We start from the raw sequence: 26,894 nt of genomic DNA on the forward strand, positions 1-26,894 counted from the left end.
CATTGGTCGAGGCCCCAACCACACGGTTGGGGCCTCCCACATTTAAAAACACCACCACCCCCCACCGTGAAGGGGTGGACATAGCCTCCGAATTCGGTGATTAACCTCAAAAAGTCGCGGAAACACGCGGAATTTGCGGATCGGAACGTCCCAAGCTGGTAAGTTTTCGAACAGTGGCTTGCGCGCATGCCGCGTGCAGGCTTCAGAATCAAGAATCGTCCAGGAGGACATAAATGGCTAAGAACCGTAGTGAACTTGTTGCAGAGGTAGCTGGCAAGGCCGGCACCAGCCAGGCTGCCGTCAACTCCGTCCTCGACGCTCTGTTCGAGGTTTTCGAGACTTCTGTCGCCGCCGGCGAGAAGATCACCATCCCGGGCTGGCTCGCCGTGGAGCGTACCGACCGTGCCGCTCGCACCGGCCGCAACCCGCAGACCGGCGAAACCATCCAGATCGCAGCGGGCCACAGCGTCAAGCTGACCGCCGGCTCCAAGCTGAAGGCTGCTGTCTCCAAGAAGTAGAGCATTCTCCCTGTCCGGCGCGCAGCCGGCTGGAAAGGAGCGGCAACCCCATGGGTTGCCGCTCCTTGGCTTTAATCCGGATTCGCCGCCCGGGCAGGCGTAGCGGACAATGGAATGGTGTCTTCTGCCGCAAAACCCCGTTCCACCGCGCCCCAGTCCGAACCTGGCAAGGGAGCCCCGGTCCGGGACGCCGGGATCAGGGGAATCCCGTTGCCCTGGCAGCTGGCGGGACTGGCAGCCCTCATCCTGGGCCTCACGGCAGCACTGCTCTTCTCCGGCGCGGCAGCAGCCCGCAGCGTCGCGGATCCCGGCGCCCTGGTCCGGTGGGGCCTTCCCATCAGCAAGGCCATACACAACGTGTCCCTGGCCACCGTCGTCGGCGGCCTGATTTTCGCCGTCGGCATCCTCCCCAAGAACCTCAACGCCCGCAGCCGCGACCGGGAAACATCCCGGGATGCAGGCCCCGAGCACCCGGCCTTCACCCGTGTCCTGGCCGTGGCAGCCGCAGCGGGCGCAGTGTGGACGCTATCCGCCATTGCTGTCCTGGTCCTCACCTACGCCGATGTTGCGGGCCAGGGGCTCTCCGGGGACCCCGCGTTCACCCAAGCCCTGGTGTACTTCATGACGGATATCGAAACGGGCCGGGCGTGGCTCGCCGTCACCATCATCGCCGCCGTAGTGACAACCGCGCTCTTTGGCGTAAGGTCCACCGGCGGCCTGTTCCTCACCCTCATCCTGGCCCTCGTCGGCCTGGTCCCGGCAGCCCTGATCGGGCACTCGTCAAGTTCCTCAGACCACGAAGGGGCCATCAACTCTCTGGGCCTGCACTTGGTGGGCGTGAGCACTTGGGTGGGCGGCATCATTATCCTGGCCATGCTGTCCGGCATCCTCACCGGACCCAAGGCCGGCACGGCAGCTGATATCACCGAACCGACCCTCCGCCGCTTCTCCACACTGGCAGGCTTCGCCTTCGTGCTGGTTTTCGCCTCCGGCATCATCAACGCCAGCATCCGCGTCACCAGCTGGGCAGACCTCTTCGGATCGGCGTACGGCCAGCTGATCCTTGCCAAGACGGCCGGGGCCGTGGTGCTGGGCGGCATTGGCTTCATGCACCGCCAGTGGGTCATTCCGCAGCTTGGCCGCAAGGGCGCCGCCATGTCCTCCCGGCGGGTGCTGTGGCAGCTGATCCTGGCCGAGCTGCTGGTTATGGGTGCCACCTCCGGCATCGCGGTGGCGCTGGGCCGGTCCGCCCCGCCGCAGCCCACCACGCTGGCGCCGGATGCTTCGCCGGCCTTCATCCTCAGCGGCTATGAACTCCCCCCGGAACTCACGCCGGAACGCTGGCTCACTGAGTGGCGCCTGGACTGGCTCTGGGTCGCCGTTGCCCTCTTCGGCCTGGTGTCCTATTTCCTGGGCGTGGCAAAGGTCCGCCGCCGGGGCGACAGCTGGCAGTGGTTCCGTTCCGTGAACTGGGTCATCGGCCTGGTTGTCCTGACGTACATAACGTCCGGGCCGCCGTCGGTCTACGGCCGAGTCCTCTTCTCCGCGCACATGGTGGACCATATGGCACTGACCATGGTGGCGCCGATCTTCCTGGTGCTCGGAGCGCCGGTGACACTTGCCTTGCGGGCACTGCCCGCCCGCAGTGACGGCTCCCGGGGTGCGCGCGAGTGGCTGATGGTTTTCGTGCATTCGAAGTTTTCCCAGCTGGTGACGCATCCGTTGTTCGCGGCCGCCAACTTTGCCGGCTCGATCGTGCTGTTCTACTACTCGGACCTGTTCGGGTATGCAATGCGCGAGCATGTGGGCCACGAATTGATGAACCTGCACTTCCTGCTCACCGGCTACATTTTCGTGCTGACCATGATCGGTACGGACCCGCTGCCGCGCAGGGCGCCCTACCCCATGCGCCTCCTCCTGCTCCTGGCAACCATGGGGTTCCATGCCTTCTTCGGCGTCTCCATCATGGGTGGCACCGGTCTGCTGGCGGCCGACTACTTCGGCAACCTCGGGCGCGCCTGGGGGCCCTCCGCCCTCGGTGACCAGCAAGCAGGCGGGGCTGTGGCCTGGGGCATCGGCGAGGTGCCCACGCTCCTGGTGGCGATCGGCGTCGCCATTATGTGGTCAAGGTCGGACCAGCGGGAGACAAAACGCGTGGACCGGGCGGCGGACAGGAATAACGACGCCGATCTGGCCGCTTACAACGATATGTTTGCCAAATTGGCTGAACGCGACGCCAAGCTGGCTGACCGCAACAAGCTGGAAGGACGCTGATGAGCGAAACCGTACGCACGCACGCCCGGGTCAGGGCCTCCGAACTGGTGGGCCGCAACTGGTTGAACACCGGCGGCAAGAGCCTGGACCTCGAAGCCCTGCGCGGCAAGATCGTGCTGTTGGACTTCTGGACCTTCTGCTGCATCAACTGCCTGCACGTCCTGGATGAGCTGCGGCCGCTGGAAGAGCAGTACTCGGATGTCCTGGTCACCGTGGGGGTCCACTCGCCCAAGTTCGAGCATGAAGCGGATCCGGTGGCGCTGGCCGCCGCCGTGGAGCGGTACGAGATCCACCACCCCGTCCTGGACGATCCCGAGCTGGACACCTGGAAGGCCTACACTGCCCGCGCCTGGCCCACCCTGGTGGTCATCGACCCCGAGGGCTACATCGTGGCGCACCTGTCCGGCGAGGGCCACGCGGACGGGCTGGCGGTGCTGATCCCCGAACTCATCGCCGAACACGAGGCCAAGGGCACCCTTCACCGGGGTTCCGGCCCGTACGTGGCGCCCGAGGCGACCTCCGGCACGCTGCGCTTCCCGGGCAAGGCGTTGTTCCTGCCGCCGGGCCGCGGCTCCACGGTTGTGGCGGGAACGTCCGACGCCGGCAGCTCCCCGGATGCCGCCGCCAAAGGTTCCTGGCTGGTCACCGACACCGGGCATCACCGCCTGGTGGAGCTCGGTACGGACTTCACGACTGTCCTGGCCACCTTCGGCTCCGGCAACAAGGGCCACGCCGACGGTCCGGCCGCCGGTGACGATGCCACCGCCCGGTTCAACGAGCCGCAGGGCCTGGTGCTCCTCCCGGAAGATGTGGCAGCCAAAGCCGGGTACGACGTCGTCATTGCAGACTCAGTGAACCACCGCCTCCGCGGGCTGTCCCTCAGTTCAGGCAAAGCCTCCACGCTGGCCGGGAACGGCATCCAGCGCCTGCTGGAGACCGGACCCGCGCGGGTGGACGAAGAGGCAGCCGGCTTCACCGGACGCCTGGGCGGACACCCCCTTGAGGTCTCGCTGAGCTCACCGTGGGACGTTGTCTGGTCGCGCAAACTGAACGCGGTGGTGGTGGCGATGGCCGGAACCCACCAGATCTTCAGCTTCGATCCCCTGACCGGTGCCGTCTCCATCGTGGCGGGCAATGGGCTGGAAGGACTGCTGGATGGTCCGGCCCACGAAGCCTGGTTCGCCCAGTCCTCCGGCCTGGCCGAGGACGCCGACGGCAACATCTGGGTTGCGGACTCCGAAACGTCCGCGATCCGCAAGCTGGTCGTTGGCGAGGACGGCTCGGTGACGGTTGAATCCGCCGTCGGCAAGGGCCTGTTCGATTTCGGTTTCCGCGACGGTCCCGCCGCCGAGGCCCGGCTGCAGCACCCGCTGGGCGTGACCGTCCTGCCCGACGGTTCCGTGGCCATTGCGGATACCTACAACGGGGCCGTGCGCCGGTACGACCCCGCGTCCGGCACGGTGTCCACGCTGGCACGTGGCCTCGCTGAGCCCTCCGACGTGATCGTGGACCACACGCAGTCCGCCGGCTCGGAGCCGCTGCTGGTGGTGGTGGAGGCCAACAAGCACCAGCTGGTGTACGTTCCCATTCCCAAGGAAGCGCAGCAGGTGGATGAAGGCGCATCCCAGACCCAGCGGCCCAAGAGCCCCGTGGCCTCGGGCCCGCTGGAACTGACGGTCCGCTTCACGGCTCCCACCGGGCAGAAGCTCGATGACAGGTGGGGAGACCCCACCCAGCTGAAGATTTCCTCCACCCCGCCCGAGCTGTTGGTCTCCGGCGGCGGGACGTCCGTGGGGCTGCTGCGCACCCTTGAGTTGTCGCCCGACGTCCCGGAAGGCGTGCTGCACATTACCGCCCGTGCCGCAGCCTGCGACGGACCCGAGACCGAGGACGGCGAGATCCCCGACCACGCAGCCTGCCACCTCTACCAGCAGGACTGGGGTATCCCGGTGGTCCTGCAGGCCGACGGCGACACCGAGCTGGTCCTGGACCTCCGCGGAATGGACTGATACTGCCTCTGGTTTGCTGAACTGGCCCGGTTTTCGGCCTTCGAAACCTGAAAACCGGGCCAGTTCTCTTCCTGCCGTGCCAAGAACTGGGCCAGTATCCACATAGGCTGACTTTCTCCTCCCGTCAGCGCCCGACTCCCAGCAGTGTTGTCGGATGGACGTCACGGAAATCATCACGTCAGCCGGCGGAGTCCTGCTGCGGCGCGATGTGCTGGCGGAAGGCGGCACAGAGACAGGGCTCCGGCGGGCGATCCGCAGCGGCTCCGTGGTCCGGCTGGGGCAAGGGCTGCTGGCCGTGCCGGGCGCTGACCCGGAGTTTGTGGCCGCCGGCCGTGTACGTGGTCTGTTGACGTGTGCCTCGGCCGCGCCTAAGTACGGCCTGTGGCAGCTGCGGCCCGCCACACGGCCCCACTGTTGGCAAAGCAACGGGCGAAGTGCAGTCCGCTGCATCAGCCACCGCCTGCCCCTGACACAGCCGCCACCCCACCGGACCCTGGCGGCACTTCCGGATGTTCTCCTCCATGCGCTGCTGTGCCTGCCCGAGCTTGAGTCGCTCGTGATGGTGGAGTGTGCCTTCAACCGCGGCGATATCGAGCTGTCGTACCTTCTCCGGCATCTGGACGGGAAGCGGTGCGGCAAGGCACGGACCGTTGTGTCCAAAGTGGAGCGCGGCGCAGACTCGCTGCTGGAGACGCTGGCTCGGGTGCTGTTTAGGGACGCGGGCATAGCCACCGAAACCCAAGTCTGGATTGACGGCATTGGCCGTGTGGACTTTCTGCTGGAGGGATTCCTCATCGTGGAGATCGACGGAATTGCCTTCCATCTTGAACCACGGCAATTCAAAAAGGACCGCCGCCGGGACAACATGGCGGTGCGCTGCGGCCTGCCTGTACTCAGGTTCTTCTACGATGACGTGGTCCACGCCCCGGAATCTGTCCTTTTGCAGGTGCAAGAGGTGCTGGCGCGGGGTTCCCTCCGCTGGCCGCAGCCAAACCAGCCCAGTTTTCGCCGTTATTGGGTCTAATGCTGCCAAGACTAAGGCAGTGAGGGCTTTAAAACCGGGCCAGTCTGGCACGGGTAGGGGAGGGGCCTAGAAGCTCAGCATCGGGGTGACCTTGACGGTGTCACCGGCTACGTCCAGACGGGTGGTGAAGCTGAAGTCCACCTCCGCGTCCAAGGGATACCAGGCCCCGGTAAAGGCATTCTGCTGGAGCGCCTCCACCTTGGCCTTGCCGTCCAGCGGTGCCACCACCCAGCGGCCGTCGAACGGTTCCACCGATACGCCCGGGTACTCGGTCACGGTCCACTTGATGCTGCCGTCCTGGACCCTGTTGTTGCTGGCGTAGTAGAAGGGGCAATCCGGCTGGAGCTTCTGTTCCTTGACCGCCTCTGCCGCGCAGCCGTCAAGGAATTCACGGACCTTGGCCGCAACATCGTTCTTCAGCTTGTCCGTGGCCTGGGTCAACAGGTTCAGCGGAGCCACCGGGGAGTCCTTGGAGGTGACGGTGGCGCGGGTGGCGGGCGCCGAGAAGTACTGCCCGTTCAGGGATGCCTCGTACTCGCCGGGATAGAAGACGGCAAAGGAGTTGCGGCCGCCCGGCATGTTCACCGGAACGCCGTTGACGGTGGCCTCGTTGCCGTTAACCACGGTCATGTCCACGGTTGGCAGCCGGGACGGGACAAAAGCCCAGGTGTTGAAGAAAAGCCACTCGGTGCCGGTCTTCTGCAGCAGGAATTCGGTGCGGAGCCGGCTGCCGTCGATCGTGTACTCCAGGGGCACCATCACCTGGTTGCCGGGGCGTTCCTCGGGATCGCCGACGTCGACGTTGGACAGCCGGGACGCGGCCGTCTGCAGCCCGGTGCCGTCAAGCATCGCGGCGTTGCCGGGCGGGACAGTGGCGCGCAGGATGCCCAGCGCCCGTCCGCCGTCACCGCTCCTGAGTGCGTCCAGGTACTCCCTGACCGGCTGCTGCGGCCTGGCCACGGTGTTGTTGACGATATTAATGGCCACGACGGCTCCGGCGATGGCAAGCATGAGGCCCAGCAGCCATCCGGCCGCGATCCTCACCAACGCTTGACTCATCTGCACGTTTCTTACAGTAACGGCAGTGCGGACGCACTCTAAAGTTGGTGTCCCCCCTAATCCGGCGTCCGGGACACCGATAAGGCCCGACGGCGGGTGGCCGGCAGGGTCAGCGGGTGGGGCCTGACGTCGGCGCGCAGCACGTACCGGCGGCCAGGCGGCAGCAGAGCACCGGACTCAGCGGAGCCGGGGGAGTCAGCGGCGGCGGCGCCGGGTGGAAGAGGTGCCGAACACGCCGCGGAGCAGTTCGCGTCCCAACTGGGTGCCCATGGACCGCGCCATACTCTTCAGGCCGCCACCCAGGGCGCCGCCGAGCACGCCGCCCAAATCACCCATCATGCCGCCGGGCTCGGGTTGAGGCTGGGGCTCGGCGGGCGGCCGGGGAGCGCGGGTTGCTGGGGCCGGGGTTGGCGCGGGCCGGCTGCTGGGCCGGCCCAGGATCTCCTCCTCGATCCGGCGGGCCTCGGCGTCAACGTCGTAGGCCGCCGGCGCGGACTGGCCCCCCGGCATCGCGGCGGACGGTTCCGGCGCGGCCGGGCCGGTGGGTGCCGCCCCTTTGCCGGTGAGCTTTTCGTAGGCGGAGGGGTTGTCCACGGCCGTCCCGTACTTGCCCAGCAGCGCCGAGCCGGCCACCGTGCTCCGCACCAGCGCGTCCTCGGCAGGACCCATCACGGATTCCGGCGCGCGGAGCCGGGTGAGGGCAACGGGCGTGGGCGCCCCCTTCTCATTCATGACGGTGATAACGGCCTCGCCGATTCCGGCCGAGGTCAGGATTTCCTCAAGGTCGTAGTCGCTGACCGGGAAGGTGGACACCGTGGCCTTGAGCGCCTTGGCGTCCTCGGGGGTGAAGGCGCGCAGGGCATGCTGGACCCGGTTGGCCAGCTGGCCCAGGACGTCGGCGGGCACGTCCTTGGGGGTCTGGGTGACGAAGAAGATCCCCACGCCTTTGGACCGGATCAGCCGGACCGTGGTGGTGATGGCGTCCAGGAAAGCTTTGGAGGCGCCGTTGAAGAGCAGGTGTGCCTCGTCGAGGAAGAACACGAGCTTGGGTTTGTCCAGGTCGCCGGCCTCGGGCAGGTCCTCGAACAGGTCCGCCAGCAGCCACATCAGGAAGGTGGAGAACAGCATGGGCTTGGTCTGCAGGGTGGGCAGTTCCAGGCAGGTGACCACACCGCGGCCGTCCGGAGCAGTGCGGAGGAGCTCGGCGGTATTGAATTCCGGCTCACCGAAGAACTTCTCCAGCCCCTGCGCCTCCAGGTTCACGAGTTCGCGCAGGATCACCCCGGCAGTGGCCTTGGACAGGCCACCAAGTTCCTCCAGCTTGTCCTTGCCCTCGTCCGAGGTGAGGAACTGGATGACGGCACGCAGGTCCTTCAGGTCGATGAGCTCCAGGCCGTTCTTGTCCGCGAAATAGAAGACCAGCTGCAGGCTGGATTCCTGGGTGTCGTTCAGCTCCATGATCCGGGCGAGCAGGACCGGACCGAAGGAGGTGACCGTGGCGCGGACCGGGACACCGTTGCCGTCCCCGCCGAGCGCCAGGAATTCCACCGGAAACGCCTTCCCCGCCCAGGGCTGGCCGATGCTTTGGGTGCGGGCGGTCAGTTTGTCGCTCCCGACGGCGGCTGTCGCCAACCCGGAGAGGTCGCCTTTGATGTCGGCCAGGAAGACGGGGACGCCGGCGGTGGACAGCTGTTCGGCCATCATGTGCAGCGTGACGGTCTTGCCCGTACCGGTGGCGCCGGCCACCAGTCCGTGCCTGTTCATCATGGCCAGCGGCAGCCGAACCGGCGCGTCCTTGTGGAGTTCGCCGTCGATGATGGCGGCCCCCAGCTCGATGGTGGCACCTTCCAGCGTGTAGCCCTGCTGGATGGTGGCAAGCTTCTCTGCTGTGGTTTTCGTGGCCATGGCGTTAGCTTAGCGGCGGGCTGCCCCGGATGGGACGGTACCGGCCGGTCAGTTCAGCGGCCTTGTGGGCAGGTCCTTGGTGAACGCCAGGGGCCCGATGGTTTCCGGGTCCGCCGCAAGGTCGAACTGCGCCTGGTAACCGGTGTTCAGGTAGAGGTGCTTGGCCTCCGGCTGCCGTGGCCCGGTGGTGAGGTGCAGCCTGGTGTAGCCTCGGGCGGCCGCCAGGGCCTCGAGTTCGGCGAGCACCACGCGGGCCAGCCCACGACGGCGGTGGGCCGAGTGGGTCCAGATCCGTTTCAGTTCCGCCGTGGCGGGGTCGTACCGGCGGAACGCGCCGCCGGCGATCGACTCGCCATTTTCCTGGATCACCAGGAGGGCGCCATGGGGGCCTTCGAATTCGGCCGCCGGGTAGCGGTTCAGTTCCTCGGCCGCGGCGCCGCGGCCAAACAGGTTCCCGTAGCGGGTGTCGTATTCGACGGCGAGCTCGTCCAGGAGCGGGCGGACACGGGGATCGTGCATGGGCAGGCTGAGGACCGTCAGGGCGTTGGGGTCCAGGGGCCTGGGACGGAGGCCGGGTTCTGCGGTCACTGGTCATTCCTTGTCACGGATCAGGTCTTTCCGACGGCGGCTGGCTGGGGAGTTGCTGGTTCTGAAACTATCGGTTCTTCGGGGACCGGGGCGGACGCGCCGGCCAGGTCCCGGGCAGCTGCGAGGACGGTCCGGGCCAAGGCGTCATTTTCGCGGAACGGTGCGGCGTTGGTGTGCGGGCGGGCGAAGGCGCCGGCGCCCCACCCGGAGGTTCCCGGGCCCACGGCGAAGAGGGTGGGCTGGGCTGCGCCGCCGGAGTCCACCAGCTGGTGCCGGGCCGAGACCAGCAGTTTTCCGGTGGAGTGGATGCCGTCCGAGGTCAGCAGCTGCTGTTCGCTGCCCAACCCGGTTCGGTGCAGCGAGGTGAGCACCGGGTTGAGCGAGCGGGCCACGGATGTGGCCGGGAGCCGTGCCTCGATCAGTGCCGTCGCTGACACCGTGACCCCGGACTGCCGCGATGTGGCGACGAAGGTCCCTGTGGTCTCGTCGGCGGTCACGTCCAGGCCCGGGCCCAGGAACTGCAGCAGGCCGGCCCGGTGCAGTGCGAGCATCTGGCGCATACGGTGCGGCGGGGGTCCGGAATCGACGAAGCTGAAGAAGCCGTGCCACCAGCCGTGGACCACGTGCTGGGAGCGCGCGTTCAACCGCTCCGGAGGAACCACCCGGCCCACTTCCATATATACGTGCAGCAGGGCCAGGAACAGCGCGAGCGTCTCCGGATGGTCCGGGCTGTCACGCAGGGCAAGGTCGTGTTCGATGTAGCCGGCCACGGCGTCCTGCACGTCCTGGTGGCCCGTGAAGGCCCGGCCGTCGAAGGGCCGGTCCAGCCGCTCCAGGTCCAGATGCAGTTCTGGGTCGGGGACCGCGGCGGCAACCAGCGATTCGCGCCCGCCGCTGTACCAGTCCAGCTCCGCGTACCGGGCGGCGAACTCGCTCCACCCCATGGCGGCACGTTCGGGAGTGCCCGTCAGGAGCTCGCGGTAATAGCAGTAGCCGGTTTCCTTGGCGATGAGGGGCCACAGGTCCCGGCGGAAGTCCAGTTCTCCGTGCTGCTCCAGCAGGGCATCCACAGCAGCGGCCGTGAAGAACTGCAGCGGCCCCGGCGCCTGTCCGCGCAGGGCTGCGGAAATCTTGGAGTGGTAGGGCACGCCCCGGCGGGAGCCGGCCCACAGCCGTGGTTCGCGCCCGGACGGAAGGTAGCGCAGCCCGCCGTCGGACGTTTCCTGGAACCTGCCGCCGCGGCCCTCCATGAGCAGGACCAGCAGGTCCACGAAGGCCAGGCCCATCCCGGAGACGATCACGTCCTGCCCCGGGCTGATGGGGGAGTAGTCGACGTCGGTGGTGTAGCTGGGTGCCGCGTGGTAGCCGCCGTGCCGGTCGGCGAAGTCCGAGAACCCCGCGGACACGGCGTCCGGGCGGGAATCCGTGTGGCCCAGCGCCGTCACCACGATGTCCGCGTGCAGGGTGCGGCCGTTGCCCAGCTCGACGTCGTGCCCGCCGCCTGGCCGGGGCGTGATGCCAACGGCCGTGGTGCGGTGCACGGTGACGCTGCGGCCCAGCGATTTGGCGGCGCGGCGGAAGAACCATTCGAGGTACTGGCTCTGCAGCCGGCGGGTGGGAAACGTGGTGCCGGTGAGGGCCCTGAGCTGGTCCCACAGGGGCTGCGGAAAGTCCGGGACGTCGATGATGGAGGCATCCAGCACCCCCGCTGCCCATTTGGCCAGGCCAGGACCGGGGGCCGCGGGTCCGGCGCAGTCCACGGAATCGTCGGTGAACATGGTGATGTCCGCGGCCATGGAGTTAAGCAGGAGGCCCGGGTCCTGGTCGTACCGCCAGATGCGGCCGGAACCCGGGATGTGCGGTTCCACCACATGGAGCTGCAGCGGGCCGGCGAAGACGTCCGGCCGGTTGGCCGCGATCCGTTCGAGCACGCCCGCCGTGCGCGGTCCGCCGCCAATGAAGACGATGGCCGGGATGGTGGCTGGCATGGGTACTCCTGACGGCCGGGGCTGGGTTGATTGCCCATGCTAGGCAGCCGTGACGACGCCGGTCGAGCGCCTGGTCACGGCCGTTAACGCCGCGTCACAGCGCGTTAAGGGACGCAAAAAACCGACGCATGACGCCGTGCGAAGTCCCGTGAAGTATTGCAACCTGCCGCCTTGCTGGCCCGTTCCGGCCGGTCCTAGATTTGCAGCCAGCACCGGCCGCCACGCCCCGTATCGACGGGCAGCGGCACACAAGGAAAACCCAGCACGAGAAGCGAGGTGGCGCATGAGTTCAGCAACAGGGGTGGCGCAGTCCCAACAGTCGCAGCCGGTACCGGCGGCGGAAGCGCCGCCGGCAGGAACAGGCACGTCCGGCGCCGGCGGCTCCGCCATGGAGGCGGCGCCCCGGGTGGCAAAGGACTACTCGTCCTACCGGGTGGTGGCCGCCAAGCATCCGTGGCGCTGGGTGGGGACTGCCGTCATCGCGCTCGGTGTCCTGGCCGTGGCATGGTCGCTGGCCACCAACCCGCGCTGGGAGTGGGGGGTTGTGGCCCAGTGGTTCACCGCCCAGTCCGTGGTCAACGGCCTGGTGGAAACACTGAAGCTCACTGCGATCTCAGGTGTCCTCGGGTTCGTGCTGGGCTTCATCCTGGCGCTGATGCGGCTCTCGGCCTCGCCGCTGCTGGTCTCGGTGTCCTGGACGTTCTCCTGGATCTTCCGGTCCACGCCGCTGCTGGTCCAGATGCTCCTCTGGTACAACCTGGGCTACCTGTACGAAAAGATCAGCTTAGGTGTCCCGTTCACCGATGTCCGGTTCTTCGAAGTGCAGACCACCACGCTGATCAGCCAGTTCGCCGCAGCCGTCCTGGGCCTGACCCTGAACCAGGCCGCCTACTCCGCGGAGATCATCCGCGGCGGCATCCTGTCCGTGGACCAGGGCCAGCTGGAGGCGGCGGCCGCACTGGGCATCCCCGCCTGGCGCCGCTCCACCCGGATCGTGCTGCCGCAGGCCATGCGCGCCATCCTGCCCACCGCCTTCAACGAGATTATCGGCCTGGTCAAGGGCACCTCGATCGTCTACGTCCTGGCCTACTCGGAGCTGTTCTACACGGTCCAGGTCATCTACAACCGCACCCAGCAGGTCCTGCCGCTGCTGCTGGTGGCCACGCTCTGGTACATCGTGATCACCTCCGTGCTGAGCGTCTTCCAGTACTACATCGAACGCCACTACTCCAAGGGCGCGGTGCGGAACCTGCCGCTGACGCCCCTGCAGAAGGCCCGCAAATTCTTCGCCACCCACGCGGCAGTGCCCAACCGGAGGAACCCCTGATGACTGACACCCTCACCGCCCCCACAGCCACCCGCGGCCTGGTGGAAATTACCGGCGTGCGCAAATCCTTCGGCCCCACGGAAGTCCTCAAAGGCGTCAGTCTCACCGTGGAACCGGGCGGGGTGGCCGTGATCGTGGGCCCCTCCGGCTCCGGCAAATCCACCCTGCTGCGCACCATCAACCACCTGGAAAAGGTGGACGGTGGCCACATCACCATCGACGGACAGCTGGTGGGCTACAAACTCCGCGGCGACCGGCTGCACGAGCTGCGGGAAAAGGAGATCCTGAAACAGCGCACCGACATCGGCATGGTGTTCCAGAACTTCAACCTGTTCCCGCACCTCACTGCCCTGGAGAACGTGGCGGAAGCCCCGGTCGTGGCGCAGGGGCGGTCCAAGGAGGAGGCCCGCCGCCGCGGCCTGGAACTCCTGGACCGGGTGGGGCTCAAGGACCGGGCCGGTGCCTATCCCCGCCAGCTCTCCGGTGGCCAGCAGCAGCGAGTCGCCATTGCCCGTGCCCTGGCCCTGGATCCCAAGATCCTGCTGTTCGACGAGCCCACCTCCGCACTGGACCCCGAGCTGGTCAACGAAGTGCTGGACGTCATCCGCGAACTCGCCACGTCCGGTACCACGCTGATCATCGTCACCCATGAGATGGGCTTCGCCCGCGACGTGGCGGACACCGTGGTGTTCATGGACCAGGGCCAGATCGTGGAACAGGGCACCCCCAAGGAAATTTTCAGCAACCCCCAGGAACCGCGCACCCGGAGCTTCTTCTCCAAGGTGCTGGAACCGGCCTTCAACATCTAAGGACCTCCCATGGCTTTCTCCACCCGCGGCCTCCGCCGCAGCCGCGCGCTCGCGGTGCTTCCCGCCGTCGTCCTCCTTGGCACCGCTGCGCTGGCAGGGTGCGCCGATCCCGGCGCCTCGGCCGCCGGCAACCCCAGCGGCGGCGCGCAGACGACGGCGGCCCGCAACGGCGTGGTCTACAACACGTCCCCGGACCAGCAGCGGATCCGCGCGGAGAAGGACCCGGCGCTCGCCGCCAAGGTTCCCGCCCTGATCAGCAAGGACGGCAAGCTGACGGTGGCCACCACGGCCGGTTCCATCCCGCTGTCCTTCCACGCCACGGACGACAAGACGCCGATCGGCTCCGAGCTGGACATCGCCCAGCTGGTGGCGGACAAACTGGGCCTGGAGCTGGACGTGCAGGTCACGTCCTGGGAGAACTGGCCGCTGAAGACCCAGTCCGGCGATTTTGAGGCCGTCTTCTCCAACGTGGGCGTGAACAAGGACCGGGTGAAACTGTTCGACTTCGCCAGCTACCGCGCCGCCTACATGGGCTTCGAGGCCAAGAAGTCGGCCACCTATGACATCAAGGGCGCGGACGACATCTCCGGCCTGAAGGTCTCCGTTGGGTCCGGCACCAACCAGGAGAAGATCCTGCTGGCCTGGAACAAGGAACTGGAGGCCAAGGGGAAGGCCCCGGCAACGCTGCAGTACTACTCGTCCGACGCCGACACCATCCTGGCGCTCTCCTCCGGCCGGACGGACCTTAACATCGCCCCCTACCCGTCCACCGTGTACCGGGAAAACACCCGGGACGACCTGAAGGTGGTGGGCAAAGTGAACGCAGGCTGGCCGTCCGAAACCCTGGTGGCAGCCACCACCCTGCGCGGCAACGGCCTGGCGCCGGTCATCTCCGAGGCCCTCAACTCGGCCATCAAGGACGGCTCCTACGGCAAGGTCCTGGAGCGCTGGGGCCTGTCCGAGGAAGCCCTGCCCGAATCCAAGACCATCACCGATGAGAATTTCGCGGCCACCCAGGCAACGGCTACCTCCGCACCGTCCGGGAAGGCCTCATGAACGCCGTACACACTGAAACCGCCCTCGAGTCCTTCGACGCCGACTGGCAGGAATGGCACGCCGCCCACGAACAGCAGCGCGCCCACCCGCACGGCTTCCTGGCGGTGACCCACCTGCACTGGCTGGGCAGCGAACCCGCGCGGCTGGAGGGTGCGCCGGGCACCTGGAGCGTGGCGGCCGACGTCGTCCGCGTCCTTTTGGAACCGGGTGACAGCCTGCAGCAGGACGGCACGGAGCTGAACACCGAATCCGGCGCATCGCTGGAGTTCGGGCCTGTCGAAGAACGCGGCGGCATCAACCTGGTCTCCGGCGAGACCGTCATTGAACTGGCCAAGCGGGGCGGCGAATACATCGTGCGGCCGCGTCACCCCGAAAACCCGCTCCTGCAGGCCTACCAAGGCACGCCCACCTACTCCCCGGACGCTGCCTATGCCGTCCGCGGAACCTTCGTGCCGTTCGAGGCGCCGCGCCCCACCACCGTGGGTGCAGCCGTGGAAGGCATCCAGCATGTCTACGAGGCACCCGGGGAAATCCGCTTCAAGCTGGCCGGCCAGGAGCTGGCGCTGACCGCGTTCAACGGCCACGCGCCCGGCTCCCTGTCCGTGCTGTTCACCGACCAGACCTCCGGCAAAACCACCTACGCGGCCAACCGCTCCCTCTCGGTGGTGCCCGCCGCGGACGGGTCCGTGCTGCTGGACTTCAACCGGGCCGTGAACCTGCCGTGCGCCTACACGGACCTGGCCACCTGCCCGCTGCCGCCAGCCGAAAACCGCCTGCCCGTGGCCATCGAAGCCGGCGAAAAGATTCCCTACGAACGTCAGGACCAGCAGTGAGCAACTTTGAAAAGCCGGGCTTCCTGGCGATCGAGCTCGACGGCGCCGGCTGGGACGGTGCGGACCTTGCCCGCGCCGTGCTGGCAGCGGAGTCGGCCGGCTTCCACGCCGCCACCTTCACCGACGCACCGGTTCCCGGCCGGGCCAACGCCCTGCAGCGGGCAGCCTTCGCGGGGCCGGTGACGCATACCATTGCGCTGGTCCCGGAGGTGGACACCGTCTACACCGAGCCCTTCCACGTCTCCACCCAGCTGGCCAGCCTGGATTACGTGTCCCGCGGCCGGGCCGGGTGGATCGCCACCGCCGCCGACGCACCTGAAGCGGCTGCCGCCGTCGGCCGTTCCGCCGTGACCGGCGAGGCGCTGGGGCAGGAAGCGGCCGCCTCCATCGAGGTGTCCCGCCGGCTGTGGGATTCATGGGAGGACGACGCCGTGATCCGCGATGTTGCCACCGGCCGGTATATCGACGTGGACAAGCTGCACTACGTTGATTTCCAGACGCCTGCCGGGTTTGCCGGTGTTGGGTACTCGGTGAAGGGGCCATCCATCATTCCGCGGCCGCTCCAGGGGCAGTTGCCGGTGCTGGTTCCCGCGTCCCTGCTCGGCGAAGTCCGGGCGGACGCGGTGGATGCCGTGCTGGTGTCCGCGCCCGCAGCGGAACTGTTGGCGGCTGAGGTCCGCGACGTCCGGACCCGGGTGGGGGCGTCCGTTGCCGTGATCGCCGAGCTCGACGTCGTCCTGGACGCCCGCGGCCAGGACGCGGCGGCGCGGGACGCATCGTTCGACGGCGGCCGGGCGGCTTTCGCAGGTTCTGCGGCCGGCCTCACCGACTTCCTCGCCGACCTTCTAAAGGAGGCCGACGGCGTGCGGCTGCACCCGGCGTCGCTCTTTGTTGACGTGGAGGAACTGGGCCGGCTGGTCCTTCCGGAACTGCGGCGCCGCGGAGCACTCCGCCCGGTGGCGCAGGACGGAACCTTCCGCGACCTGCTCGGCCTGGAGCGCCCGGCCAGCCGCTATGCAACCGCCGCCGCTGCTGCGCCTGCCGGCGCCGGAAAGTAAGGGAAAAACATGACACAGCACACCCGTGCTAAATCCGAGATCTTCACCCCGAGCGGCCAGATCCAGTTTGGGGTCTTCTTCCAGGGCGTCAACTCGGGCACCATCTGGAAGGCCGCCGAATCGGGCTCGCAGACGGACTTCGAATCGTTCCGCCGGATCGCCCAGACCGCGGAGCGGGGCCTGTTCGCCGCGTTCTTCCTGGGCGAGGGGCTGCGCCTGCGGGAGCACCTGGGCCGCCCGCACGCGCTGGACGTGGTGGGCAGGCCGGATGCACAAACCATGCTCGCCGCCCTGGCGTCGGTGACGAAGAACATCGGCCTGGTGGCCACCCAGAACACCACCTACAACGATCCCGCCGATTTGGCGCACCGGCTCGCCTCCCTGGACCTGATCTCGGGCGGCCGCGCGGCGTGGAACATCGTGACCACTGACAACGCCTGGACCGGTGCGAACTTCCGCCGCGGCGGCTACCTGGACCACGCCGACCGGTACAAGCACGCCGAAGCATTCGTGGAGACAGCCAAACGGATCTGGGATTCCTGGGAGACGCCGAACGGCCCTGCCCGCCGGGTGCTGCATCAGGGGCAGCACTACACGGTGGACGTCACGCCGCGGCTGCCGCGCAGCGCCCAGTACCGGCCGGTGCTGTTCCAGGCCGGCGACTCGCCCGAGGGCCGCAATTTCGCAGCCCGGCAGGCGGACGTGATCTTCTCTGCCCACCCGAAGTTCGACGACGCCGTGGACTTCCGGAAGGACCTCGTGGAGCGGTCCGTGGCCGCCGGTCGTGGCGCCAACGCCGTGCAGATCATGCCGGCCAGCGAGTTCATCCTGGCGCCTACTGCCGCCGAAGCCGCTGAGAAGAAGGAGTGGGTGCGCAGCTTGCAGATCGGCCCGCAGCAGGCCATTGCCTACCTGGAGCAGTTCTGGGGCCGCGAGCTGTCCTCTTACGATCCGGACGGCGCCCTGCCGGAGATCGATCCGGTGGTGGAGGAAACGTCCGAAACCCGGGGCAGCGGTTTCCACGGCGCCAAGGCCCGGCAGCTGGCGGACCAGTGGCGGGCGGAAGCCAAGGACAAGGGGCTGTCCATCCGGCAGTTCGTCACCTCGAAGACCGCGCGGATCGATTCCACCTTCACCGGTTCGTACGTTGAGGTGGCGGACCAGCTGGCCGAGTACGCGCGGGTGGGCGCCGTGGACGGATTCAACATTTCCCCGTGGCTGATCCCCACCGGCCTGGATGACATCGTGAACCATCTGGTCCCGGAACTCCAGGAACGCGGCGTGTACCCCACGGAGTACCGCGGGAACACGCTCCGCGAGCACCTGGGGCTGGAAACGCCGGTGCGTACCGCCGATGAGGCTGCTGAGGCGGTCCGGGCGTGATGCGCTGGGCCGGTTTTGCCCGCGGGGCTGGCTTTAATTGGAAGGCTGGTTTTGCCGGACGGGACGACGACGGCGGCAGGGTAGGTGCCGCCGTCGAACCTTCCGTGGGGGCTGGTGCTGTGGTGGCTGGTTCGTCCGGGAGCGTCACCCTGCAGCTGACGGTATGGGAGCAGTGGGTGTAGGGCCCGACAGCTGGGCCGCTAGTCGGTTTCCGGGCTCTGGCAGTAGAAGCAGGTGCCTTCATCGCAGTCTTCTGCAATGTCCTGCTCCGTTTGGCGCTGGCTCATTGGCGGGTCCTTTCCGTGTGGGTTTGTGCAGTAGTACCCCGCTCAGGGATCTGCCCGGGACCCGTTCCGGGGTCCCGGGCAAACCCTGGGGTGGTGGCTTGGCGGCCGGTTAGTGGGCCAGGGCCGGTTCGGCCAGCTGAACCTTCTCCGCCTCGGTGGGCACGAAGCCCGCCTGGAGCTCGGAGCGGAGCTTGACCATGTCCAGCTCACCCTGCCACTTGGCGATTGCCACGCAGGAGACGATGTTGCAGACCGTGCTGGTGAGGGCGCGGGCCTCGCTCATGAACCGGTCGATGCCAACGATGAGGGCCACGCCGGCCACCGGCAGGGTGGGCATGACTGTCAGGGTGGCCACCAGGGCCACGAAGCCGCTGCCGGTGACGCCCGCCGCGCCCTTGGAGGTCAGCAGCATCATGCCGAGCATCAGCAGGATCTGGCCCCAGCTCAGGTGGATGTCGCAGGCCTGGGCGATGAACAGGGAGGCCAGGGTGAGGTAGATGGCCGTGCCGGTGAGGTTGAAGGAGTAACCGGTGGGGACCACGAGTCCTACAACGCTGCGGTCGCAGCCGATCCGCTCGAGCTTGGACAGCAGGCGCGGCAGGACCGGTTCGCTGGAGGACGTGGCAAGGACGATCAGGAATTCGTCCTTGAAGTAGCGCAGGATCTGCCACAGGCTGAAGCCGGTCACCTTGGCCAGGATGCCCAGGCCGACCACCACGAAGACGATGCAGGCGGCGTAGAAGGCAAGGATCAGCATGCCGAGGTTGCCGATGGAGTGGGCGCCGTACTTGCCCACCGTGAAGGCCATGGCCCCAAAGGCTCCCAGCGGAGCCACCTTCATGATGTAGCCAAACATGATGAAGAGCAGCTTGTTGAAGCTGTTGACCACGTTCAGGGCCAGCTGGCCCGGTGCGCCGAGCTTGCTGAAGGCGAAGCCGCACAGCAGTGCAATGACCAGCACGGGCAGGACTTCACCATCGGCGAAGGCGCCAACGAAGGTGGTGGGGATGATGCTGAGGATGAAGTCCACGGGGTTGCTGCTGGGCAGCTGCGTGGTGTACTTCTGCGCCACCGAGGAGTCCAGATGCGTGGGATCGATGTGCATCCCGGCGCCGGGCTGGAACAGCGTCACCGCGGCCAGGCCCAGGGCCAGGGCGAGTGCCGTCAGCGCGTAGAAGAGGCCCAGCGAACGGATCAGGGTGGGGCCCACCTTCTTGGTGTCCCTCAGCGACGTGATGCCTCCGACGATGGTGCAGAACACGATGGGGGCGATCATGAACTTCACGAGTTTCACGAAGCCGTCGCCGATGGGCTTGAGGGACGAACCGAGGTCCGGCCACAGCGCGCCCACAACGACGCCGAGGGCGACTCCGATGAGTACCTGGACATACAGGTGTCCGAGGATGGATTTGATCTTCATTGAACAACTTCCTGGTTGGTGCGGCCCCTTAATGATGGGGCAAAGAGATAGGGGTGTTAGGCAGACAGCTCGGCGGCCGGGGCCACGTCGATATCTGCGGTGGCGATGTGGCGGGCTGCCCGGTGGAGGGCCACTTCGCTGACGGTGCCGGTGTCATCGGTGATGATTTCGGCGGTGATCACGCCGGCAGGTGTCCCGATCCGCAGCAAGCGGGGAGTTCCGGTGCCGGCGGAGGATGATTGGGCTGCTGCGTTGGCTACCACCGACGACGGCTGCGAGGCTGCGAGGGCCACTGCCACGGCTGAGGTGAGGCCGATGGCCGGGTGGGGCGCGAGCATGGACAGCATCCGCACCCGCACGTCGTGGCTTCCGGCGGTGATGGTGGTTCCGTCCGCGGCGATGTAGTCCCCGGCAGGCGCCACAACCCCGACTTTCGGGACCGCGTTCTGCGGCGGATCCTCAGGCTTGCGCAGCCCCATGACCAGGCCTGCTGATGCCCGTGCCGCAATGAGGGTGGGCAGCTGCGCGGAGAGGTTGTCCGTCATCGAGGAAAGGTCGACGCCGGCCTGGTCGGCTGCGAGGAGCACGGCAGGGGCGCCGGCGTCCACCATCGTTGCGTCCAGGTTCCTGCCGTTGACCTCAAGCTGGTCCATCGTGTTGCCGGTGGGCAGGAGTGCGCCGGTGTTCTGGCCCCAGGGGCCGTGGAACGAGAGGCTGACGGGAACACCGGCGGCGCTGCTGCCCGGAACCCGTGCCAGGCCCGATTTGGGAATGTGGCCGCCGGGAGTTGGAACCGCTCCGCTGAGCACGGCGCCGGAGGTGACGTGGCGCATGCGGACCTTGGTCATGCCGTCTCCGGCGGGAACGATGCCCGTCTGGACTGCGAACAGGGCAATGGCGGTGGCGCAGTTGCCGCAGTTGGAACCCAGCTCAACGGTGGGGTCGCCGATCCCCACCTGGGCGAAAAGGTAGTCGAGGTCTGCCTCCGCGCCAGGGGTGGCCCAGATGACCGCGGCCTTCGACGTGGTGGACGTTCCGCCCCCGACGCCGTCCAGCTGCCGCGCATCCGCTGCGCCGAATGCGGCGGACAGCAGTGCGGGGATTTCCTCGCGGGTGGGGGCGTGGAGGGCCACGTCCCTGGCATCGAAGAGCCAGCACTTGCTGGTGCCGCCCCGGTACCAATGTCCTTTGAGTCCCACTGTATTTCTCCCTCGTAACTTGCAGGTGCCCTACTTCACAGCACCTTGTCCTTCTACGATCCGGGATGGCAGCCTTCAGCACAATCGCAAATAAATGGACGACTATCTACTTTTGCTAAACTCAATGCATGGCAATCCTTGACCTCCACCGGCTCCACGTGCTCCGCGAGGTGGGCCGCTCCGGCTCCCTGACCTCCGCTGCCGCCGCACTCTCCTTCACCACGTCAGCGGTGTCGCAGCAGATCGCCAAACTCGAGCAGGAGATGGGTGTGGTCCTGATCGAGCGCCACCCGCGGGGCGTGGTCCTGACCGAGGCGGGGCACGCCCTGCTGCACTACGCCGACGAGATCGACAGGACCGTGGAAGCTGCCCGTGCCGAAATGGGGGAGTTCGCGGGCCTTCGGCGCGGCCAACTGCGGCTCGGGACCTTTCCCACCGGCGGGGCCTCCCTGATGCCGGATGTGGTGCTGGCGTTCCGCGCCCGCCATCCGGAGGTGGCGGTAACGGTGGTGAGCGCCCGGCGGGACGGTTTGCTGGAACGGTTGCGGCGGCGGGAAATCGAGCTGACGCTGCTGTGGGACTACCCCTGGCAGCAGATCCAGGATCCTGACTTGACCCTGGCCACGCTGATGAACGATCCAACAATGCTGCTGGTCCCGCGTGAGCACCCCATTGCGAAACTGCGCTCGGTCCGCATCGGCGCATTGAGCGACCAGGAATGGGTGGTGCGCGATGAGCACCCCGTGGCCGATGTCCTCAGCCGGGTATGCCGCGACGCCGGGTTCGAGCCGCGGATCGCCTTCGCGGCCAATGATTACCAGGAGACGCAGGGCATGGTGGCGGCCGGTATCGGGATCGCGCTGGCACCAAGGCTGGCGCTGACGGCCCTGCGCCCCGACGTCGTTGCAGTCCCGCTCGCGGGGGCTCCGAAGCGCCGCATCCTTCTTGCGCACCTGGCAAACCGGAGGCTCAGCCCCGCCGCGCAGCAGGCAACCAAGGTGTTCCGTTCCGTCGCCAAGGGCGCGGCTTCCTGACAATGGATGGGGCCGCCGTCGTACCGTGCCTTTCCTGACGCCTACCGGGCCAGGGGCCCGGCAACCAGCGCCCTGGCAAGGTCCATGAATTCGGAGTGGTTCACCGGAGCAGGGCCTGCCGTCGAGGCAGTTGCCGTGCGGGTGTTCCGTGCGATGGCGAAGCTGTCGCTGACGACGCGCCGGTGCACAATGACGCTCCCGATCGCCGGCAGGACCAGCAGGAACTGGCCGTAGTTGCCCGCAGCCAGGAACGCCCCTTCCCACTGCGGGCCGGATTCCCGGGGGAGCCACCAAAGGTAGCCGTAGTCGCAGGTGCCAAAACCGGTGGCCGGCGCCATGTCTGCGCGCCTCACATGGGTGGCCACGCTCTCCCTGACCCATTCCCGGGGGACATGCTGCCGGCCCTGCCACTGGCCGCCGGCAGCCATCAGCAGCCCGATCTTCGCCAGGTCCCGGGCGGAGAGGAAGAAGTGGTAAGCCCGGAAGGCGGACTTTTGGTCGTCCCCGAGCATCTGCTGGCGTGTGGGGACGTAGTCGTCGAACCCCAGCGGACCGGCCAGGTGCTTCTCGAACGCATCGAAGACGGCCAGGCCGCTGGCCTTCTCGAAGATGGCGCCGGCGGCGTTGAAATCCCAGTTGTTGTAGACGAAATATTGCCCGGGCGCCTTTGTGCCACGTGCAGGGAAAGCATCCTCGTCACTGCCCGGGCTGGACGGCGGGTGGTAGACCCCCGACCGCGACGTCAACAGGTCACGGAGCCGGGCCGTCCGCTCGATGGGCAGCAGGCCGCCCACATCGTCAACACCGAGCTCACCAAGGGTGGCGTCGAGGCTGACCGTGCCGGCGTCCACCTGGATGCCGAAAAGGACCGAGAGCAGGCTCTTGCGCATAGAGGCGACGTAGCTGGCGCGGGTGGTGTCGCCCAGTTCGACGACGGTCCTGCCGTCCTGGAGGACCAGCAGGGACGAGGTGTTCCGGGGTACCGGAAGTGCGGCGGCGTGGACGGCGGTCACAGGGCTCCTGATGGTGGTGTGAAACAAGAAGCCCGGGGACCCGGCGGAGGCCGGGTCCCCGGGCGTGGGATTTCGGGGTTACTTGGTGTAGCCGAAGACCTGGTTCCACTTGGCAAGGTCGTCCTTGCCGTAGGTCGCGGCGTCGGTGTTCTGCATGCGGTAGACCTTGCCGGAATCGACGGCGGGGAGCGTCACGCCCATGATGGTGGGCGGTGCCACGTCGGCGCGGACCGGGTATTCACCGATCTGCGCGAAGACCTGCTGGCCCTGCTTGGAAAGGTTGTAGTTCATGAAGACCTTCGCGGCTTCCACGTTTGTGGCGGTGCCCGTCATGCCCAGGTAGTAGTCGTACGAGACGAGTCCTTCCTCGGGGACGATGAACTTGACCGGAGCCTTGTCCTGGACGGCCGAGATGTTGGTGCCGCTGATGGTGACCGTGCCTACGGCCACTTCACCGCGGGCCAGCGCCGTGGCTTCAGCGCCCAGGGAGTCATAGATTTTGGGCTTCTGCGCAGCGTACTTGGCGAAGTAGTTGCCGCCCATCTTGGTTTCCATGAACCTGTTCAGCGCAGCTGTGCTCCCGCCCGAGCCGCCCTGGACGATGCCCAGCTTGCCCTGCCATTTCCCGCCGACGGCATCCGCCCATGACTTGGGGGCATCGGCTTCCTTCACCAACTGGGTGTTGTAGCCCAGGGTGTAGACGGAGTTGAACATGCGGGTGAACTGGCCGCCGTCCACGGAAACGTCCTTGAGGGCCGAGGCGCCGGGTACGTCATAGGCTCTCCAGACCTTGGCGTCCTCCATGGACTTGGCAATCCGGTAGTCGGACGTGCGGATGACGTCTGCGCTGAGCTTGCCGGCACCCTGCTCGGACAGTACGCGCTCGGAGAGCTTGTTCGGGGTGAGCCGGACGACGTTGACCTTGATGCCGGTGTCCTTGGTGAAGGCGTCCACCAGTGCGCTTTCGGAGGAGTCGGTGTAGCCGGAGTACAGGGACAGTGTTTGCGATTTCGCCTTCTCGTACGTGGCCTTGTCAGCGATGGACTCGCCGTTGATCACCAGTCCGTCATCGGTGCTTACGGTGGCTGTGGCCGTGACCACGCCGGCGCTCTGGGCGGGGCTTCCGCAGCCGGCAAGGCTGAGGGCGAGCAACACTCCGGCTGCGGTGAAAGCGGGCAGTTTGGACGCTAACTTCATTGTGGTGTCCCTTCAAAGGTGGGTGGGAGGTCAGTTCTTGGTCTTGCGTTCGCCGCCGACTTTTTGGGCGATGACGGCGAGGATTCCGATGACGAGGCAGTACAGGACGCTGACGGCGGCAGCCGCCTGGCTCTGGCCGTTGTCGAAGTTGTCGAAGACGAGGATGGACAGGATCCGGGTGTTCGAGGTGAAGAGGAAGATGGAGGCGCTGAGCTCACGCATGGAGAGCATGAGGAACAGCAGGAACGAGGACATGATGCCCACGCGCATCAGGGGCAGGGTGACATCCAGGACGGACCGGGTCCGCCCGGCGCCGAGCATCACGGCGCTGTCTTCGAGGTCCTGGTCCATCTGGAGCATTGACGCGGAGACACCGCGGTATCCCTGCGGCATGAACACGGCCACGCAGGCGACGGCGAGGATCGCCAGGGTGCCGTAGATGGGCAGGGGCAGCAGCAGCCAGGTCCAGAGCAGTCCGATGCCCATGACGATGGCGGGGACGGCGAGAGGGGTCATGGCCACCAGCTCGATCAGGCGTCCCACCTTGGACTTGGTGCGGTACCGGATGTAGGAGGCGATGAAGCTGAGGGTGGTGCCGGCGAAGGCTGCGATCAGGGCCACCAGGACACTGTTCTTCAGGGCGAGCTGGAAGTCGTTGGATCCCAGGACCTCGATCAGCTTCGCGAAGCTAAGGGAGTTGGCTTCGAGCAGCTGCGACATCGAGGACACGAACGGGGTGGCCTGCATCGAAGCGGCCAGCAGGGCCAGCATCGGCAGGACCACCGAAACGGCGAAGTAGGCCAGGGCCAGGATGGTGAACGGCCAGCGCATCTTGCGAAGCGGCACCTGGCGGGGACGGTTGCCCTTGCCGGTCATGGTGGTGAATTTGCGCTTGTTGATGATGCGCTGCTGGATAAGGGTCACGGCCATCAGCGCAACGGTCAGGATCACGGCGACACTCGCCGCCTGGTTGCTCTTGGCGGGCGTGGCGCTCATGAGGCGGTAGATGTAGGTGGGCAGGGTGTCCACGCCGGCGGGGTTGCCGATGACCTGGGCCACGGGGAAGTTCTCCATGGTCAAGGCGAAGACCAGGACGGCGGAGCCCAGGATGGCCGGCAGGGCCAGGGGCAGGGTGACGGTCCGCAGCATGGTGCGCAGTGGGGCCCCGTGGACGGTGGCGGCCTCTTCGAGGTCGGCGTTCATCATGGACAGCGAGCTGTGCAGCAGCAGGAAAGCGTACGGGGCGTAAAAGATTCCCAGCACGAACACCAGGCCCGGCAGGCTGTAGATGTTGATGGCGGCATCAATGCCCAGGTCGCGGAGGAAGATGTTGATGTACCCGGCGCTGGGCGAGCACAGGAGGGACCAGGCCAATGCGCCCACCAAAGCGGGGATGAACATCGGCGCCATCCCGATGAAGAAAATGAACTTCCGCAACGGCGCATCGGAGCGGGCACACACGAAGGCCAGGAATGCCCCGATCAGCAGGGCGACGATCGCTGAGCCGGCACCGACCATGAGCGAGTTGACCAGGGCCCCGAGTGCTTCCGGGGTGGCCAGCAGTGCCAGGTTGGACAGTGTCAGGCCGCCCAGCGAGATGCTGCCGGGCCGGGGAACGCTGTCCGAAAAGGCGGCGAGCAGGACGAGGGCAAGAGGAAGAACGATGAGGACGCCGAGGATGACCAGGACGATCAGGCCCGGCGTGTTCTTTCGGAGGCCCGAAAGGGTCCGGGCTGCACGGTAGTCCCGGGGCGCCGGCGTGGGTGCGAGGCGGGCGTCGGCGCGGGTGGCCGCCTCGGTGGTCTTGAGGCTCATGCGAGGACCTCAGCCGGCAGGATCTGGACTTCGCGGGGGTTGACGGTCACCCACACGCGGTCCCCCACTTTGTGCTGTTCGCCGCGGCGCAGTCCCCCCAGCGCGTCCAGCTCGGGCCCGGATTCCAGCTGGATGGCGTACCGGATGTCGTTGCCCTGGAAGCCCGCCACGCGGACCGTTCCCGGCCATGAGTTGGGGTGTTCGGTGGGCATGGCGGTGATCTGCAGGTCCTCGGCCCGGATGCATACCTTGGGGGATGTGCCGGCGTCGCTGGCCTGCTGCGCCGACTGGATGGTGAGCTCGCTGTTGGTGATGCGTGCGGTGGTGGACCCGGTGGCGGTGCCCTCCGGGGTGCAGTCCATAATGTTGGAGACGCCGAGGAAGTGGGCGATCGAGGCGCTGGCGGGTGCCTCGTACATGTGCTGCGGGGCTCCCATCTGCACAATCCGGCCGCCCTGGAGCAGGGCGATGCGGTCTGCCAGGGCGAAGGCTTCGTGCTGGTCGTGGGTGACGTACACACAGGTGAGCCCCAGCTGGAGCTGGATTTCACGCAGTTCAACGCGGAGCCGGTCACGCAGGCGGGCGTCAAGGTTGGAGAGCGGTTCGTCGAGCATGAGCACGCTGGGCCGCATGACCAAGCTGCGCGCCAGGGCGACGCGCTGCATCTGGCCGCCGCTGAGCAGGCTGGCGCCGCGGTCCGCGTAGGGCTCCAGGCCCACCAGCGTGAGGGCCTCCATGACGCGCTCATCGATTTCGCTCTTGGACAGCTTCTTCTGCTTGAGCGAGTAGGCAACGTTCTGGGCCACCGTCATGTGCGGCCATACCGCGTAGGACTGGAAGACCATGCCGACGTTGCGCTTGTTCGGGGGCAGGTTGATGCCCTTTTCGGAGTCGAAGACCACCACGTCGTCGATGATGATCCGCCCCGACGTGGGTTCCTCCAGGCCGGCGATGCAGCGCATGGTGCTGGTCTTGCCGCAACCGGACTGGCCCAGCAGGACGAGGGCCTCGCCGTCTTCGATGTCGAGGTTGAGGTTTTCGATGGCAGTGAAGCTTCCGTACTTCAGCTGCAGGTTTTGAATGCTGATTTTCATGGCT

General features: G+C 67.1%; 22 protein-coding genes. 12 read left to right on the plus strand and 10 right to left on the minus strand.

Going from position 1 to position 26,894, the window contains the following annotated elements:
* Window positions 1-233: 233 nt before the first annotated feature.
* From DC347_RS10780 to DC347_RS10795, 4 genes are all read left to right on the plus strand, one after another.
* A complete protein-coding gene (locus DC347_RS10780; protein ID WP_011693739.1) occupies window positions 234-518 on the plus strand; it encodes an HU family DNA-binding protein in 285 nt (94 codons plus the stop codon).
* Between the two features lie 114 nt (window positions 519-632).
* A complete protein-coding gene (locus DC347_RS10785) occupies window positions 633-2,792 on the plus strand; it encodes a cytochrome c oxidase assembly protein (protein ID WP_109045424.1) in 2,160 nt (719 codons plus the stop codon).
* Window positions 2,792-4,801: an NHL domain-containing thioredoxin family protein gene (locus DC347_RS10790; protein ID WP_109045425.1), complete on the plus strand. Its 2,010-nt coding sequence runs from the start codon at window positions 2,792-2,794 to the stop codon at window positions 4,799-4,801. Before DC347_RS10785 ends, DC347_RS10790 begins: the two co-directional genes overlap by 1 nt.
* Before the next feature lie 154 nt (window positions 4,802-4,955).
* Window positions 4,956-5,825: a DUF559 domain-containing protein gene (locus DC347_RS10795; protein WP_109045426.1), complete on the plus strand. Its 870-nt coding sequence runs from the start codon at window positions 4,956-4,958 to the stop codon at window positions 5,823-5,825.
* Between the two features lie 66 nt (window positions 5,826-5,891).
* On the opposite strand, the gene DC347_RS10800 is transcribed toward DC347_RS10795, so the two are convergent.
* The 4 genes from DC347_RS10800 to DC347_RS10815 form a co-directional block, all read right to left on the minus strand.
* On the minus strand, window positions 5,892-6,884 hold the full coding sequence (locus tag DC347_RS10800; protein ID WP_206073917.1) for a hypothetical protein: 993 nt from the start codon (window positions 6,882-6,884) through the stop codon (window positions 5,892-5,894).
* Between the two features lie 195 nt (window positions 6,885-7,079).
* Complete coding sequence (locus DC347_RS10805; protein ID WP_109045428.1) at window positions 7,080-8,789, minus strand: helicase HerA-like domain-containing protein; 1,710 nt, start codon at window positions 8,787-8,789, stop codon at window positions 7,080-7,082.
* A gap of 48 nt (window positions 8,790-8,837) precedes the next feature.
* Entirely contained in the window at window positions 8,838-9,377 is a 540-nt protein-coding gene (locus DC347_RS10810) for a GNAT family N-acetyltransferase (RefSeq protein WP_109045429.1), read from the minus strand.
* A 20-nt stretch (window positions 9,378-9,397) separates the two neighbouring features.
* The gene (locus DC347_RS10815; RefSeq protein WP_109045430.1) at window positions 9,398-11,365 is read right to left on the minus strand and encodes an FAD/NAD(P)-binding domain-containing protein; all 1,968 of its coding nucleotides are present in this window, start codon (window positions 11,363-11,365) and stop codon (window positions 9,398-9,400) included.
* 388 nt (window positions 11,366-11,753) lie between these two features.
* On the opposite strand from DC347_RS10815, the gene DC347_RS10820 reads away from it, so the two are divergent.
* From DC347_RS10820 to DC347_RS10850, 7 genes are read left to right on the plus strand one after another with little or no spacing between them, the layout of a single operon-like run.
* Window positions 11,754-12,692, plus strand: coding sequence for an amino acid ABC transporter permease (locus DC347_RS10820; RefSeq protein WP_109045738.1), 939 nt, complete (start codon window positions 11,754-11,756; stop codon window positions 12,690-12,692).
* Window positions 12,692-13,501 carry an amino acid ABC transporter ATP-binding protein gene (locus DC347_RS10825; RefSeq protein ID WP_109045431.1) on the plus strand — a complete coding sequence of 270 codons (810 nt, stop codon included), beginning with the start codon at window positions 12,692-12,694 and terminating at the stop codon, window positions 13,499-13,501. Before DC347_RS10820 ends, DC347_RS10825 begins: the two co-directional genes overlap by 1 nt.
* Before the next feature lie 9 nt (window positions 13,502-13,510).
* Entirely contained in the window at window positions 13,511-14,557 is a 1,047-nt protein-coding gene (locus tag DC347_RS10830; RefSeq protein WP_109045432.1) for a transporter substrate-binding domain-containing protein, read from the plus strand.
* Window positions 14,554-15,390: a DUF1684 domain-containing protein gene (locus DC347_RS10835; RefSeq protein WP_109045433.1), complete on the plus strand. Its 837-nt coding sequence runs from the start codon at window positions 14,554-14,556 to the stop codon at window positions 15,388-15,390. Before DC347_RS10830 ends, DC347_RS10835 begins: the two co-directional genes overlap by 4 nt.
* Window positions 15,387-16,448 (plus strand): LLM class flavin-dependent oxidoreductase, encoded by a 1,062-nt coding sequence (locus DC347_RS10840; RefSeq protein WP_109045434.1) that lies wholly within the window; start codon window positions 15,387-15,389, stop codon window positions 16,446-16,448. Before DC347_RS10835 ends, DC347_RS10840 begins: the two co-directional genes overlap by 4 nt.
* A gap of 9 nt (window positions 16,449-16,457) precedes the next feature.
* On the plus strand, window positions 16,458-17,831 hold the full coding sequence (locus DC347_RS10845; RefSeq protein WP_109045435.1) for an NtaA/DmoA family FMN-dependent monooxygenase: 1,374 nt from the start codon (window positions 16,458-16,460) through the stop codon (window positions 17,829-17,831).
* Window positions 17,831-18,013, plus strand: a complete 183-nt coding sequence (locus tag DC347_RS10850; protein WP_018763857.1) for a hypothetical protein — start codon at window positions 17,831-17,833, stop codon at window positions 18,011-18,013. The genes DC347_RS10845 and DC347_RS10850 overlap by 1 nt, the downstream gene beginning before the upstream one ends.
* A gap of 214 nt (window positions 18,014-18,227) precedes the next feature.
* Here DC347_RS10850 and dctA read toward each other — a convergent pair whose 3' ends face one another.
* Together dctA and DC347_RS10860 are read right to left on the minus strand one after the other, a co-directional pair.
* Window positions 18,228-19,538, minus strand: coding sequence for a C4-dicarboxylate transporter DctA (gene dctA, locus DC347_RS10855; protein ID WP_109045436.1), 1,311 nt, complete (start codon window positions 19,536-19,538; stop codon window positions 18,228-18,230).
* A gap of 56 nt (window positions 19,539-19,594) precedes the next feature.
* Window positions 19,595-20,737, minus strand: coding sequence for a PrpF domain-containing protein (locus DC347_RS10860; protein WP_109045437.1), 1,143 nt, complete (start codon window positions 20,735-20,737; stop codon window positions 19,595-19,597).
* Window positions 20,738-20,865: 128 nt separating this feature from the next.
* Between DC347_RS10860 and DC347_RS10865 the strand changes: the two genes are divergently transcribed.
* Window positions 20,866-21,771 (plus strand): LysR family transcriptional regulator, encoded by a 906-nt coding sequence (locus DC347_RS10865; protein WP_109045438.1) that lies wholly within the window; start codon window positions 20,866-20,868, stop codon window positions 21,769-21,771.
* A gap of 41 nt (window positions 21,772-21,812) precedes the next feature.
* On the opposite strand, the gene DC347_RS10870 is transcribed toward DC347_RS10865, so the two are convergent.
* The 4 genes from DC347_RS10870 to DC347_RS10885 form a co-directional block, all read right to left on the minus strand.
* Entirely contained in the window at window positions 21,813-22,784 is a 972-nt protein-coding gene (locus tag DC347_RS10870; protein WP_109045439.1) for a serine hydrolase, read from the minus strand.
* 78 nt (window positions 22,785-22,862) lie between these two features.
* Complete coding sequence (locus tag DC347_RS10875; protein ID WP_109045440.1) at window positions 22,863-23,981, minus strand: ABC transporter substrate-binding protein; 1,119 nt, start codon at window positions 23,979-23,981, stop codon at window positions 22,863-22,865.
* A gap of 30 nt (window positions 23,982-24,011) precedes the next feature.
* Window positions 24,012-25,796 (minus strand): iron ABC transporter permease, encoded by a 1,785-nt coding sequence (locus DC347_RS10880; RefSeq protein ID WP_018763863.1) that lies wholly within the window; start codon window positions 25,794-25,796, stop codon window positions 24,012-24,014.
* Window positions 25,793-26,890 carry an ABC transporter ATP-binding protein gene (locus DC347_RS10885; protein WP_109045441.1) on the minus strand — a complete coding sequence of 366 codons (1,098 nt, stop codon included), beginning with the start codon at window positions 26,888-26,890 and terminating at the stop codon, window positions 25,793-25,795. The genes DC347_RS10880 and DC347_RS10885 overlap by 4 nt, the downstream gene beginning before the upstream one ends.
* Window positions 26,891-26,894: the final 4 nt, after the last annotated feature.

This window comes from Pseudarthrobacter sp. AG30 (genome assembly GCF_003116525.1).
Taxonomy (GTDB): Bacteria; Actinomycetota; Actinomycetes; order Actinomycetales; family Micrococcaceae; genus Arthrobacter.